Raw genomic sequence first — 12,780 nt, 5'->3', positions numbered from 1 at the left:
CACTGCGCACCATCGACTGCGCATCCGGGACCGCTTTTAATGAGCGCCCTGGAGTGATCAAGACCCAGAACACATCATAAGAATTTAAAAAAACGGGTACCTCTCATGCCTTCGCAAAACTCCGCCATGGCCGCGCGCCCTGGCAACCCGAACGCGGCCATCGGCGACAAGATTCGCGGTGCACTCGCCGTCGGTAAAACCCGCTGGGGCATGCTGGCCCTGGTGTTTTTTGCCACCACCCTGAACTACATCGACCGTGCCGCCCTCGGCGTCATGCAGCCAATCCTGGCCAAGGAAATGAGCTGGACGGCGATGGACTACGCCAATATCAACTTCTGGTTCCAGGTCGGTTACGCCATCGGTTTTGTACTGCAAGGCCGGCTGATCGACCGAGTCGGCGTCAAGCGTGTGTTCTTCTGCGCCGTGCTGCTGTGGAGCATCGCCACCGGCGCCCACGGGCTGGCGACCTCGGCAGTGGGCTTTATGGTCTGCCGCTTTATCCTCGGTCTGACCGAAGCGGCCAACTACCCGGCCTGCGTCAAGACGACCCGCCTGTGGTTTCCGGCCGGCGAGCGCGCGGTGGCCACCGGCATCTTCAACGCGGGAACCAACGTCGGCGCCATGTTCACGCCGATGCTGCTGCCGTTGATTCTCCACGTATGGGGCTGGCAGGCAGCGTTTCTGTGCATGGCAGCACTGGGCGGCATCTGGCTGGTGTTCTGGGGTTTGAAGTACTACAACCCGGAAGACCATCCGAGCGTCAAGCAATCGGAATTGGACTACGTACAACAGCAAGTCGAACCAGAACAACCTCGCGTGCCGTTCAGCCGTATCCTGCGCATGCGCGGCACCTGGGCCTTCGCCATCGCCTACTCGCTGACGGCGCCGGTGTTCTGGTTTTACCTGTACTGGTTGCCACCATTCCTCAACCAGCAATACAACCTGGGCATCAACGTGACCCAGATGGGCATCCCGCTGATCATCATTTACCTGACGGCGGATTTCGGCAGCGTGGGTGGCGGGATCCTGTCTTCGTTCCTGATCGGGCGTGGCATGCAGCCAATCAAGGCGCGATTGCTGTCGATGCTGCTGTTTGCCTGCTGCATCGTCGGGGTGATCATGGCCGCAGGCTCCAGTCAATTGTGGGTTGCGGTGTTTGCCATCTCCCTGGCCATCGGCGCGCACCAGGCCTGGACCGCCAATATCTGGAGCCTGGTGATGGACTACACGCCCAAGCACATGATGAGCACGGTGTTTGGTTTCGGCGGGATGTGCGCGGCCATCGGCGGAATGTTCATGACCCAGGTCGTCGGCCATATCCTGACGGTGACCCACAACAACTATACCGTGCTGTTCACCCTGATCCCGGCGATGTACTTCATCGCGCTGACCTGGATGTACTTCATGGCCCCGCGCAAGATTCCGACCGTCGAGGCCTGAGTCGAACTCAACGCCGCCGCTGCTGCCAGGCAGCGGCCAAGCCGCTCAAGCAAATCACCCCGATTCCGACCACGGTGGTCAGGTCCGGGGTGTGATTGAACACCAGCCATCCCAACAACCCCGCAAACACGATCTGGCAGTAACCGAAGGGCGCCAGCAACGCCGGAGCCGCCACGCGGAATGCCTTGGTCAGCATCAGGTGCGCGGTCATGCCGCAGGTGCCCAACGCCAGCATCAACACCGCGTGGCGCCAGCTCGGTACTTGCCAGAAGAACGGCACCAGCGCGCTCATCACCAGGGTGTTGCACAAGCCGGCGAAGAAGTTGCTGGTGGTGGGGCTGTCGTACTGACTGAGGGTGCGGGTCAACAGTTGATAGAAGCAGAAAAACAATGCCGACGTCAGCGGCAGAAAAACAGCAGGCGTGAACAGTTCACCGCCCGGGTGAACGATGATGATGACCCCGACAAAACCGCAGATAACCGCCAGCCACTGGCCCCGCGTCACATGTTCGCCCAGCAGTGGCACCGACAATGCCGTCACCAGGATCGGCGCCAGAAAGTTCACCGCCGTTGCTTCGGCCAAGGGTATGTAGTGCAGCGCCGCGGTAAAAAACAGGCTGGTGCCCAACAGGCACAACGCCCTGGCGATTTGCCATAATGGCCGCTTGCTGCGCAGCACCCGCAAGCCTGATTGCGGCAGGAAGATCCCGGCCATCAGCAGTGTATGCACCATATACCGGGCCCACACCACCATCACGATCGGGTAGAACCCGGCCAGGTATTTGGACAGCGCATCGTGGCTGGAGAACAGGAATGTCGCCACCACAATCAGCAGAATGCCTTTGAGGGGATGGTTGACGCCGGAAAGTGGAGTGCTGAGGGTCATTGAATTCTCGCGCGCGACAGGCTGAAATGACCACCCAGAACGGTGGCACTCAACCGGTTAATCTAGAACCGGTCGCAGGTGTATCTCAAGAGCATAACCAAACACCGGGCGAACAGCGCACTAAATTGCAGTAATCGAGTCCAACGCTCCACGCCCGCCAGCCATTGCGCGCATTTCCACCAAGGCCTATCCCTCATGATGAAAAAAATCTTGTTTATCCTCTCCACCCTGGTGTTCCTCAGCGCTTGCGATAAAGAGCCGCAGGTCAGCCAGCCGCAACCGGCGTCGGTACAAGCCACCCTGGTGCCGGAAGTCTTGCCTACCGACAAATGGGTCGGCCAATGGGTCGGTGTGGAAGGCCTGAGCTTGACGGTCAACAAAGATCAGAGCATCGGCCGCGGGCATTACCTGCTGACCATGCGCTACGGCCTCGACGACGATGCGTCAGGCACCTTCAAGGGCGTGGCCACCGAAGAGGGCATCAGTTTTACCCGTCCCGATGGACCGCAACTGCTGCGCGCTGGCGACGGCGTAGCCACTGGCTTGAAGTGGCTGACCGAGAAAAAAGATTGCCTGGTGGTCAATACCGGCGAAGGCTATTGCCGTTAAAACGACCATACTCACTAACGATTATTGCGCCTACCGCACGCACATCAAGAGGATTGCCACATGCTATGGAAAAAGGGCCGACGCAGCGACAACGTGGTCGACGCGCGTAACAACGGCGGTGGTGGCGGTGGTATGCGCTTTGGCGGTGGCAAGGGCCTGAGCTTGACGGCCATTGTGCTGATCGTCGGCATCGGTCTGCTGACCGGCCAGGACCCGATGCAGATCCTCGGGCAACTGAGCGGTCAAATGACCGAGCAAGCCCCTTCCGTCAGCCCGCAAACGCGCCAGGCACCACCGGCCAACGACGAGCAGGCCGAATTTGTCCGCGCCGTGCTTGGCGATACCGAAGACACCTGGGGCCAGGTGTTCAAGGAAAACGGCCTGACCTACAAGAACCCCAAGTTGATTCTGTTCCGTGGCCGGGTGAACTCCGCCTGCGGTGGCGCGACGTCCGCCAGCGGCCCGTTCTATTGCCCGACTGACCAACAGGTGTACATGGACCTGGATTTCTTCCGGGAAATGTCGCAACGCTTCCAGGCCGCCGGCGATTTTGCCCAGGCCTACGTGATCGCTCACGAAGTCGGCCACCATGTGCAGACTCTGCTCGGGATCTCCTCGAAGATTCAGGCGGCGCGCCAGCAAGGTCGCCAGATGGAAGGCGACGGAGGCCTGCTGGTACGCCAGGAACTGCAAGCCGACTGCTTCGCCGGTGTCTGGGCCAACCGTGCGCAAAAGCGCCTGAACTGGCTGGAACCCGGCGATATCGAAGAAGCGCTGAATGCGGCCAATGCCATCGGCGACGATCGGTTGCAGCAGCAGGGCCAGGGCCGTGTGGTGCCTGATTCGTTCACCCACGGCACCTCGCAACAGCGGGTACGCTGGTTCAAGACCGGTTTTGCCCAGGGCCAGATCACCCAATGCGACACCTTTTCGGCCACGCGTCTTTGATGAGCAAGCGTTGGGGATTACTGCCAGGACGCCATTGTTCCCATAGCGTCCTTAAAGACCGTCTTGAGCTTACCGGGCCAACTGCTGCGGGAGGGTTCGCACCTTGCGCTTGCTCGGTGAGGTTCAGACGCTATCTACGGGATAATTCGGTACTGAAACTTGCGTTGTATCAGATAAGCCGTTGCAACGCCGCGCAATCCTCGGCATGCCAATCTGCCAGCTCCGGCCATGGATTCTCGGGCAGGTTGACCAGGACCGTCCTGGTCCCCGCCGCGCGGCCGCAGTCCAGGTCAAAACGATAATCACCGACCATCACCATCTCAGCGGGTGGCACGTCCCAGGCTTGGGCCAGTTTCAACAGGCCACCGGGATCCGGCTTGGGGGGCGCATCATCACGCCCCAGCACATCCTCCACCGCAAAACAGTCCGCCAAGCCAATCGCTTGCAGCGTCACGTGGGCCAGTTCCCGAGCGTTGCGGGTCAGGATGCCCAGGCGGCAACCGCGCTCAGCCAGCGCCCGCACCAACGCCACCGCACCTGCGGCCGGCCTTGAGCCGAGGGCCAGCTCGCGCTCATGCTCCAGCAGCCATGCATGCTTGGCTGCCGCGATGTCCGCCGGCAACGCTGCCAGATGCGTGAGGATGTCGTCGGTCGCCGGAATATCCAGCGCCACGCGAATCGCCGCAAAGTCATGGACCGCGACCGTCAGCGTGCCGTCCATGTCGAACACCCAGTGTTTAACGTGCTTCAGGCTCATGCCCAATCCTTGCGATGGCGAATCAACCCTTCCTGGGTCACCGACGCCACCAACTGACCCGCGCGGTTGTACACGCTGCCACGGGAGAACCCACGGGAATTGCCGGCCCACGGGCTGTCCATGGCATAGAGCAACCAGTCGTCGGCACGCAGGTCGGCGTGGAACCACAAGGCATGGTCGAGGCTGGCCACTTGCATGTCTTTCTGCCAGACCGTCTTGCCATGGGGCAGCAACGAGGTGGTCAGCAAACCGAAGTCCGAGGCGTAGGCCAGCAGGTATTTATGCAAGGCAGGCAAGTCGGCCAGGGCACCGTCGGCGCGGAACCACACATATTTGACCGGATCCGCAGGCTGCGGGTTGTACGGGTCCTTCTCGGTCACCGGCCGCACTTCAATCGGCTTGGGGCAAAGCAATTTGTCGCGCATGTGCTCAGGAATCAGGTGCGCGCGCTGGCGAGTCAGTTCCAGCTCCGACGGCAGGTTCTCCGGCCCCACCACCACTGGCATGGTGGTCTGGTGCTCAAACCCTATTTCATCGTACTGAAACGATGCGCTGCAGGTGAAGATCGGGTTGCCCTTCTGGATCGCCGTGACCCGCCGCGTGCTGAAACTGCCGCCGTCGCGTACCCGGTCCACCTGATAGACCACCGGCAGCGCGGCGTCGCCAGGGCGCAGGAAGTAACCGTGCAACGAATGCACATGCCGCGCCTCCTCAACGGTCTGGCTGGCCGCCGACAGCGATTGCCCCAACACCTGACCGCCGAACAGTTGGCGAAAGCCCAGGTCCTGGCTGCGACCACGAAAGAGATTTTCCTCGATCGGTTCCAGGGTCAGCAAGTCGACCAAATCTTCCAACACTTGGCTCATTCAAACTCTCCTCACACAAAGCAGTACCGCGCAGTCTTGGCTGCGGCGGGCGATATTATCGGGCATCGGGCGGTCTGCTTATCCATGCAGCGTATCCAACCATTGGCCGCGGGTGATGCGATACAACACATGATGGCGCAGCGGATCGTCCGCCGCGAGCTTGGGGTGTGCAAAATCCGACGCCGGATCGTAATGCATGCCGATGGCCTGCATGACTTTCTGTGACGGCTGGTTGGTCTGGGCAGTGAAGGCTACCACCTCATCCAGCTGCAACCGGTCAAACCCACAGCGCAGGGCCGTCCACGCCGCTTCGCTGGCATACCCCAGGCCCCAATGTTCGCGAGCCAGACGCCAGCCGATCTCGACCGCCGGGGTGAAGGCTGCGTCAAAGCCAACGTTCATCAGCCCGGTCAGCCCGATAAACGCGCCGCTGTCCTTGCGCTGCAGGGCCCACAACCCAAAACCAAACTCGGCGAAATGACCACGAATGCGCCCGATCAACGCGGCGCTTTCCAACCGACTCAAGTGGGCCGGAAAATAACGCATCACCTGCGGGTCCGCGCACATGTCGGCAAACGTCGGAAGATCGCTATCGCGCCATTGGCGCATCACCAGCCGTGCGCTTTCCAGTTCCAGTATCGGCTCCATGATTCCCCCTCCCCTGACATGTGCGTGAGTGTACAGCGCTGTTAAGATCCTTCGTTGGTTCCCGTCAGAAATCGCCATGCCTTTGCCATTGATCTACCACGACGACTACAGTCCCGCGTTCCCGGCGGACCACCGCTTTCCCATGGATAAGTTCCGCCTGCTGCGCGATCACCTGGTGGACAGCGGCCTGACCCTGGATAGCCAATTGCTGCGCCCAGAGCTGTGCCCCAGCGAGATTCTCGCCCTGGCCCATGAACCCGGTTATATCGAACGTTACCTGAGTGGCGAGTTGTCCCGCGAAGACCAACGGCGCCTCGGCCTGCCATGGAGCGAAGCCCTCGCCCGGCGTACCGTACGGGCGGTGGGCGGTTCACTGTTGGCCGCCGAACAGGCGCTGGAACACGGGCTGGCCTGTCATCTGGCGGGCGGTACCCACCACGCGCATTACGACTACCCGGCGGGATTCTGCATTTTCAATGATCTGGCGGTGATCAGCCATTACCTGTTGCAAAGCGGTCGGGTGCACCGCGTGTTGATTTTTGATTGCGACGTGCATCAAGGCGACGGTACCGCACGCATCCTCCACGACACACCGGAGGCTATTACCGTGTCCCTGCACTGCGAAAAGAACTTTCCCGCCCGCAAGGCCAAGAGCGACTGGGATATCCCGCTGCCCATGGGCATGGGCGATGCCGATTACCTCAAGGTGGTGGACGATGCCCTCAGCTATCTGCTGCCGCTGTATCAGCCGGATCTGGTGCTGTACGACGCCGGTGTCGATGTGCATCAGGACGACGCCCTCGGCTACCTCAAGCTGACTGACGCCGGCGTTGCCGCCCGTGACGAAAGCGTGATGCGCCATTGCCTGGGCCGCGACATCCCGGTGGTCGGCGTTATCGGCGGTGGCTACAGCAAGGATCGCCAGGCCCTGGCTCGTCGCCACGGCATCTTGCACCACAGCGCACAACGAGTCTGGACGTCATCAGGTTGTCACTGAATTGTGGGGGTTACCCACAATGACTGTGGAACGGCCTGTGGATAACCTGAGTGAAAGGCTCTGTAAGCGGGGTGCCATATAGCTTGCAGGACACTGTACGTTTTTTGATCAGGCATGTGCAGCGTCCTCGGGTAGAATGCTCGGCCTATTTCACCGACCGCAGTCAACGCCATGCCTCAGATCCAAGCCCAGCCCCATCACGTGACGATTATTGGCGGCGGCCCCGCCGGCCTGATGGCCGCCGAAGTATTGAGCCAGGCCGGGGTGCACGTGGATCTGTATGACGGCATGCCGTCGGTGGGGCGCAAGTTCCTGCTGGCGGGCGTGGGCGGCATGAATATCACCCACTCCGAACCTTACCCGGCATTCTTGTCGCGCTATGCCGAACGAGCGCCGAATATCGCACCGCTGCTGCGCCAGTTTGGTGCCGAGGCGTTGTGCGAATGGATTCACAGTTTGGGCATCGAAACCTTTATCGGCAGCTCCGGGCGAGTATTTCCTAGCGACATGAAAGCCGCGCCGTTATTACGCGCCTGGCTCAAGCGCCTGCGCGAGCAAGGCGTAGTTATCCACACCCGCCATCGCTGGCAAGGCTGGAATGCTGACGGCAGCCTGCTTATCCACAGCCCCGAAGGCGACAAAAGCCTGCGGGCGGCTGCGGTGGTGCTGGCGCTGGGCGGCGGCAGTTGGGCGCGACTGGGGTCGGACGGTGCCTGGCTCAAGCGGCTGGAAGACCAAGGTGTGCCCTACGCACCGCTGCAACCCAGCAACTGCGGCTTCGAGGTGTCGGCCTGGAGCGACCTGATAGTCAGCAAATTCGCTGGCGCACCGCTGAAAAATATTGCCATCGGCTTGGCGGATGACACGCCGCGCCTCGGCGAATGCGTGCTCACCGCCACGGGCATCGAAGGCAGTCTGGTCTACGCGCTGTCGGCGCCGATTCGTGAAGCGATCAACCGCGACGGTTCAGCGACAGTGCATCTCGACCTGCTGCCAGGCAAACCGTTGCAAAAAGTCCAGGCAGCGCTCGCCAAGCCGCGCGGTTCACGCTCGATGAGCAAGCATCTGCACAGCCAGTTGGGATTGGATGGGGTAAAAGCCGCACTATTGCGAGAGCTGGCGCCCGCCGGGCACTTCAGCGATCCGCTGCAATTGGCCGCCGATATCAAGGCGCTACCGCTGACGCTGGTGAAACCCCGCCCGCTGGACGAAGCCATCAGCACCGCTGGCGGCGTGCCGTTTGAAGCGCTGGATGACCGCTTGATGCTCAAGCAAATGCCGGGCGTATTCTGCGCCGGGGAAATGCTCGACTGGGAGGCACCGACCGGCGGCTACTTGCTGACGGGGTGTTTTGCCAGCGGGCGAGCCGCCGGGCGTGGGGTATTGGAATGGTTGAAGCGGCGCGAATAAGGCCACTGCCAGGCAATCCAGCCGAACCTTCACCGCCAGCGCGGACCCGCACCATGCGACTCAAGACACCCTGGCAGAGCCTGATGTGCATCAGCTACCGATACGTCTGCTTGACATGTAAAAAGATCGTTTTACACTCAAGCCATGGACAAACGAACTGAAATAATCGCGAGTGCCGCTCGCGTGTTTGACGCGGAAGGCTTTCGGGGGATCGGTGTCGATCGCATAATCGCGCCTTCCGGCGTCTCAACTCGCACGCTCTACAAACACTTCGGATCTCGGGACGGCTTGGTCATGGCGGTGCTTGAGACGAGGCATCTCAGCTTCATCACCCAACTGAAAAACGAAGCCTCGAGCGCCGACCCGATCGGCTCACTTTTCGATACGCTTCGATTCTGGATGGAGTCCAGAGGAACCCACGGATGTATGTTGCTGCGTGCACGCAGCGAATACGGCGAAGCGAACGAAGACATCGTGGCGCTCGTACAACGCCGGAAAAATGAATTTCGCGATGAGATTGCAAAGCGCGTTCAGAGTGCTCTAGGACGTGAAAGCGATGAGCTTTCGGCGCAGATCTGGTTGCTGTTCGAGGGCGCTACGGCCGCGGCAAGCGTCTCGGACATTGCGCTGATCGACCCGGCCAAGCGTGCGGCGCTGATGCTCCTTATGAGCATGCGGGCAAGCGACTCATGAAGCGCAATCTCAATCTGCTCGCCGCCGCGTTCGCGCTGACGGCCCTTTCTTATGGTCTCGCACGATTTTCCTACGGACTTCTTCTGCCGTTGATCCGCGAGGAACTGTCCCTCGGTGTGACCGTTGCCGGCTGGATCGGCGGCAGCGCTTTCGCGGCGTACTGCGTGGGAATCATCCTGACGTTTATTTGCGCCGGGAAACTCTCCCCACGCCTGCTCGCGTTTTCCGCGGGCCTGGCGGCGACCTTAGGGATGGCGCTGGTGGTCTTCGCATCGTCGGGGCTGACGCTGGGTCTTGGCATTGCGCTCGCGGGCCTGAGTACCGGCCTTACATCGCCTCCTCTGGCCTGCGCGGTCGCAGCCCGGTTCAACGGTGATGGTCGCCCCAAGGCGAACGCGCTGATCAACGCCGGCACCGCCGCCGGCATCGTATTTTCGGGTGGCGCGGCATTGATCGCAGCCGGCGCATGGCGCGAACTCTATGCACTTTACGCACTGATGGGGGCGGGCATAACTGTCTGGATCTGGTTTGCCATGCCCGCTCGGCCCCATAACGAGATGGTCAACGGGTTCGCCTTCAAACTGTTGCGCAGACCGGGACTTTTCGCCCTTTGCAGCAGCGCTTTTCTCATGGGCGTGGCGAGCACCGCGATCTGGACATTCGGCGCCGAGATCCTGCGTGGCGAATTCGGCTTCTCCGATGCTTACATTGCATGGGCCTGGATCGCACTCGGCGCGGCCGGTATCAGCGGATCCTCAACCGGCATGCTTACCAGCCGGTTTGGTACACGCAGAATTCATAGCGTTGCGCTGCTAGGAATGGCAATCGGCACGATAGGCTTGGCTACGGCCTCGATGTCAGCCACGTTTGGCTTCGCCGCCATGTGCTTGTTCGGCGCGGCTTATATCGTGTCCACCGGTGCCTATTTGATTCAAGGCATCAACCTGTTCCCGGATCGTCCAGACCTGGGACTGGGGATACCCTTTCTCGTTATCGCGCTCGGCCAAACGATCGGCACCCCGCTGTTCGGCGCGACGCTGGAAGCTACCGGGGTGATCAATGCCCTGGGTGTATTCGCAGCATCAGCCTGTATAGCGATTTTTCTGCGCCCCACGCAAGCGCTGAAACAGTCAGGGGTTTGCGTGCCTTGAGCGCCTCGGGGCCAGCGGCCCCTTGCGCGCTCAACATGACTCAAGGCTTACGCTTGCGCGGCCCGGTGTTAAACACCGGCACTTTGCGCACCGGCTTGATCGACGGCTCCGCCACTGCCACTTCGCCACTTTCCACCCACTTGCCGAGGTTGCGTTTGCCGCCACCGGACGCCTTGGGTTTCTTCGGCTTCTTGGGTTTTTTCACCACCTGGCCGCTGGCATCGGTATCCGGTACCCGGTGCTCAGGCTCAAAGTCCTGCTCCATGTGCCGGGTCAATGTCTGACGGGTCAGCATCTCGATGGCCGACAGCATGTTCACTTCATCGGCGCACACCAGGGAAATCGCCTCGCCGGTATTGCCAGCACGTCCGGTACGGCCGATGCGGTGAATGTAATCCTCGGCCACGATCGGCAGGTCAAAGTTGACCACCAACGGCAAATCCTCAATATCCAGGCCACGGGCCGCCACGTCGGTGGCCACCAGAATCTGCACATCGCTGGCCTTGAAACGATCCAGTGCACGCTGGCGGGTCGCCTGCGGCTTGTCACCGTGAATGCCGTCGGCGTTGATCCCCAGGCCCTGGAGTTTGTCTACCAGCGCATCCACGCCGTTGCGGGTCTTGGCGAACACCAGTACCTGCTTCCACTTGCCCTTACGCATCAGGTGTACAAACAGCTCCGGCTTGCGCTTCTTGTCGACCGGCACGACCCATTGCTTGACGGTGTTGGCGGCGACGTTACGCGGGCTGACTTCGATGCTCAGCGGATCATTGAGCATCTGCCCGGCCAGCAGGCGGATGTCATCGGAGAAGGTCGCGGAGAACAGCAGAGTCTGGCGCTTTTTCGGCAGCATGCGGTAGATGTTCGCCAGCTCTTCGGAGAAACCCAGGTCGAGCATGCGGTCGGCTTCATCGAGCACCAGGGTTTGCAGCTGATTGAGTTTCAGCGCGTTCTGGCGGAACAGGTCGATCAGGCGGCCAGGCGTGGCGACCAGGATGTCAACGCCCTTGCGCAGCTTCATCATCTGCGGGTTGATGCTCACGCCGCCGTACACCGCGTAAGTGCTCAGCGGCAGGTTTTGCGCGTATTCGGCGACGCTGGCGTGAACCTGTTCGGCCAGTTCGCGGGTTGGGCACAGGATCAGGGCGCGCACCGAGTTGGCGGTGACTTTCGGCCCTTCCATCGCCAGCAGTTGCAGCAGCGGCACGGCGAAGCCAGCGGTCTTGCCGGTACCGGTCTGGGCCGCGGCCATCAGGTCGCGACCGGCCAGCACCGCCGGAATGGCTTGCGCCTGCACCGGCGTCGGGGTCTGGTAGCCAAGCGTCTCAAGGGCGCGCAGCAAGGGTTCGATCAGGCCAAGGGTGGCGAAAGTCATGTGTTTACCGTAGGAAAAATTCAGCGCAAGGTCGCAATGCGCGGCAGTTTACCTTATTTCCAGCTTCGGCTTGCGCCACTGGGGCAGGCTGATCAGCAACACTGCGCTGATGATCACCAGCATCGCCAGGGCTTCTTCGATGCCGATACTCTCACCGACAAACACAATCCCCAGCAACACCGCCACCGCTGGGTTGACGTAGGCATAACTGGTGGCCGCCGCCGGGCGAACATGTTTGAGCAGATACATATAGGCGTTGAAGGCGATGATTGAACCAAATACGATCAAGTACGCCAGCGCCAGCCAGCCTTCCAGCGGCGGCATGGCGGGCAGGTGCTCGCCCTTGAGCGCGCTGCCGATCAGCAGCACAACGCCTGCGATCAGCATTTCAGCGGCGCTGGCCATCGCGCCCTGGGGCAGCGGCAGGTGGCGGCTCCACACCGAGCCAAAGGCCCAGGACGCGGCGGCGAATAACAGCAAGGCCGCGCCAAGCGGACTCGATTGCAGGTTGGAACCCATGTTGAGCATGGCAATGCCAATAATCCCCAGGGTCACCCCGGCCCACTCCAGTCGCGTATTACGCGCCCCCCAGAAATAACCGCAAAGCAAGGTAAACAGCGGCACCGTCGCCACAGCCAAGGCCGCCACGCCGGAAGTCACCCCGGTGTGCTCGGCCACACTGACCGCGCCATTACCGAAGGTCAGCAGCAAAATGCCGATCTTTCCCGCGGCCTTCCACTGCTGCCAGGTCGGCGCCGGCACACCGCGCCAACGCAAGTAGCCATACATCAACGCGCCTGCCACACAGAAGCGGATCCCCGCCAGCAACAGCGGCGGCCAATATTCGACGCCGATGCGGATCACCAGGTAGGTAGATCCCCAGATGACATACAACGCAAAAAAAGCAGCGATCAAGGGTAAGGGAAAGCGACGGGGGCCAGGCATGGGCAGCTCTGCGGCAGAACAAGGGATAGCTATTTTAGAAATCCGCGTCAGCAAA

General features: G+C 61.2%; 13 protein-coding genes. 7 read left to right on the top strand and 6 right to left on the bottom strand.

The annotated features are described in order from the left end of the window. The first annotated feature begins 105 nt into the window (after positions 1 to 105). Entirely contained in the window at positions 106 to 1,440 is a 1,335-nt protein-coding gene (locus BLU75_RS26995) for an MFS transporter (RefSeq protein WP_084376439.1), read from the top strand. 7 nt (positions 1,441 to 1,447) lie between these two features. Here the strand turns inward: BLU75_RS26995 and BLU75_RS26990 are convergent, their stop codons facing one another. Then, positions 1,448 to 2,326: a DMT family transporter gene (locus BLU75_RS26990; RefSeq protein WP_084376440.1), complete on the bottom strand. Its 879-nt coding sequence runs from the start codon at positions 2,324 to 2,326 to the stop codon at positions 1,448 to 1,450. Positions 2,327 to 2,524: 198 nt separating this feature from the next. On the opposite strand from BLU75_RS26990, the gene BLU75_RS26985 reads away from it, so the two are divergent. Further along, positions 2,525 to 2,935 carry a membrane lipoprotein lipid attachment site-containing protein gene (locus BLU75_RS26985; RefSeq protein WP_084376517.1) on the top strand — a complete coding sequence of 137 codons (411 nt, stop codon included), beginning with the start codon at positions 2,525 to 2,527 and terminating at the stop codon, positions 2,933 to 2,935. Positions 2,936 to 2,995: 60 nt separating this feature from the next. Beyond that, entirely contained in the window at positions 2,996 to 3,883 is an 888-nt protein-coding gene (ypfJ, locus tag BLU75_RS26980; protein ID WP_084376441.1) for a KPN_02809 family neutral zinc metallopeptidase, read from the top strand. Between the two features lie 169 nt (positions 3,884 to 4,052). Here ypfJ and BLU75_RS26975 read toward each other — a convergent pair whose 3' ends face one another. The 3 genes from BLU75_RS26975 to BLU75_RS26965 form a co-directional block, all read right to left on the bottom strand. Beyond that, the gene (locus BLU75_RS26975) at positions 4,053 to 4,640 is read right to left on the bottom strand and encodes an HAD family hydrolase (RefSeq protein WP_084376442.1); all 588 of its coding nucleotides are present in this window, start codon (positions 4,638 to 4,640) and stop codon (positions 4,053 to 4,055) included. Further along, positions 4,637 to 5,506 carry an acyl-CoA thioesterase II gene (tesB, locus tag BLU75_RS26970; protein ID WP_084376443.1) on the bottom strand — a complete coding sequence of 290 codons (870 nt, stop codon included), beginning with the start codon at positions 5,504 to 5,506 and terminating at the stop codon, positions 4,637 to 4,639. The genes BLU75_RS26975 and tesB overlap by 4 nt, the downstream gene beginning before the upstream one ends. A gap of 78 nt (positions 5,507 to 5,584) precedes the next feature. After that, positions 5,585 to 6,154, bottom strand: a complete 570-nt coding sequence (locus BLU75_RS26965; protein ID WP_084376444.1) for a GNAT family N-acetyltransferase — start codon at positions 6,152 to 6,154, stop codon at positions 5,585 to 5,587. 76 nt (positions 6,155 to 6,230) lie between these two features. Here BLU75_RS26965 and BLU75_RS26960 point away from each other — a divergent pair, with 76 nt between their 5' ends. From BLU75_RS26960 to BLU75_RS26945, 4 genes are all read left to right on the top strand, one after another. Next, positions 6,231 to 7,151 carry a histone deacetylase family protein gene (locus BLU75_RS26960; protein ID WP_084376445.1) on the top strand — a complete coding sequence of 307 codons (921 nt, stop codon included), beginning with the start codon at positions 6,231 to 6,233 and terminating at the stop codon, positions 7,149 to 7,151. 171 nt (positions 7,152 to 7,322) lie between these two features. After that, positions 7,323 to 8,561 carry a TIGR03862 family flavoprotein gene (locus tag BLU75_RS26955; protein WP_084376446.1) on the top strand — a complete coding sequence of 413 codons (1,239 nt, stop codon included), beginning with the start codon at positions 7,323 to 7,325 and terminating at the stop codon, positions 8,559 to 8,561. Positions 8,562 to 8,705: 144 nt separating this feature from the next. Next, positions 8,706 to 9,254 carry a TetR/AcrR family transcriptional regulator gene (locus BLU75_RS26950; protein ID WP_084376447.1) on the top strand — a complete coding sequence of 183 codons (549 nt, stop codon included), beginning with the start codon at positions 8,706 to 8,708 and terminating at the stop codon, positions 9,252 to 9,254. Then, positions 9,251 to 10,405 (top strand): MFS transporter, encoded by a 1,155-nt coding sequence (locus BLU75_RS26945; protein ID WP_084376448.1) that lies wholly within the window; start codon positions 9,251 to 9,253, stop codon positions 10,403 to 10,405. Before BLU75_RS26950 ends, BLU75_RS26945 begins: the two co-directional genes overlap by 4 nt. Before the next feature lie 40 nt (positions 10,406 to 10,445). Here BLU75_RS26945 and BLU75_RS26940 read toward each other — a convergent pair whose 3' ends face one another. Together BLU75_RS26940 and yedA are read right to left on the bottom strand one after the other, a co-directional pair. Next, positions 10,446 to 11,780: a DEAD/DEAH box helicase gene (locus BLU75_RS26940; RefSeq protein ID WP_084376449.1), complete on the bottom strand. Its 1,335-nt coding sequence runs from the start codon at positions 11,778 to 11,780 to the stop codon at positions 10,446 to 10,448. 48 nt (positions 11,781 to 11,828) lie between these two features. Next, on the bottom strand, positions 11,829 to 12,725 hold the full coding sequence (gene yedA, locus BLU75_RS26935; RefSeq protein WP_084376450.1) for a drug/metabolite exporter YedA: 897 nt from the start codon (positions 12,723 to 12,725) through the stop codon (positions 11,829 to 11,831). Between the last annotated feature and the right edge of the window lie 55 nt (positions 12,726 to 12,780).

The sequence above is a fragment of the Pseudomonas mucidolens genome, assembly GCF_900106045.1.
Lineage (GTDB): Bacteria > Pseudomonadota > Gammaproteobacteria > Pseudomonadales > Pseudomonadaceae > Aquipseudomonas > Aquipseudomonas mucidolens.
Note: the sequence above shows the minus strand (reverse complement) of the source record. Positions and strands in the feature narration are given on the sequence as shown.

Coding starts and splice junctions, on each gene's coding strand:
- BLU75_RS26965 (WP_084376444.1), bottom strand. CDS start 6,154: ATGGAGCCGATACTGGAACTGGAAAGCGCACGGCTGGTGATGCGCCAA.
- BLU75_RS26945 (WP_084376448.1), top strand. CDS start 9,251: ATGAAGCGCAATCTCAATCTGCTCGCCGCCGCGTTCGCGCTGACGGCC.
- BLU75_RS26955 (WP_084376446.1), top strand. CDS start 7,323: ATGCCTCAGATCCAAGCCCAGCCCCATCACGTGACGATTATTGGCGGC.
- BLU75_RS26960 (WP_084376445.1), top strand. CDS start 6,231: ATGCCTTTGCCATTGATCTACCACGACGACTACAGTCCCGCGTTCCCG.
- BLU75_RS26985 (WP_084376517.1), top strand. CDS start 2,525: ATGAAAAAAATCTTGTTTATCCTCTCCACCCTGGTGTTCCTCAGCGCT.
- BLU75_RS26975 (WP_084376442.1), bottom strand. CDS start 4,640: ATGAGCCTGAAGCACGTTAAACACTGGGTGTTCGACATGGACGGCACG.
- BLU75_RS26990 (WP_084376440.1), bottom strand. CDS start 2,326: ATGACCCTCAGCACTCCACTTTCCGGCGTCAACCATCCCCTCAAAGGC.
- BLU75_RS26940 (WP_084376449.1), bottom strand. CDS start 11,780: ATGACTTTCGCCACCCTTGGCCTGATCGAACCCTTGCTGCGCGCCCTT.
- yedA (WP_084376450.1), bottom strand. CDS start 12,725: ATGCCTGGCCCCCGTCGCTTTCCCTTACCCTTGATCGCTGCTTTTTTT.
- BLU75_RS26950 (WP_084376447.1), top strand. CDS start 8,706: ATGGACAAACGAACTGAAATAATCGCGAGTGCCGCTCGCGTGTTTGAC.
- BLU75_RS26995 (WP_084376439.1), top strand. CDS start 106: ATGCCTTCGCAAAACTCCGCCATGGCCGCGCGCCCTGGCAACCCGAAC.
- ypfJ (WP_084376441.1), top strand. CDS start 2,996: ATGCTATGGAAAAAGGGCCGACGCAGCGACAACGTGGTCGACGCGCGT.
- tesB (WP_084376443.1), bottom strand. CDS start 5,506: ATGAGCCAAGTGTTGGAAGATTTGGTCGACTTGCTGACCCTGGAACCG.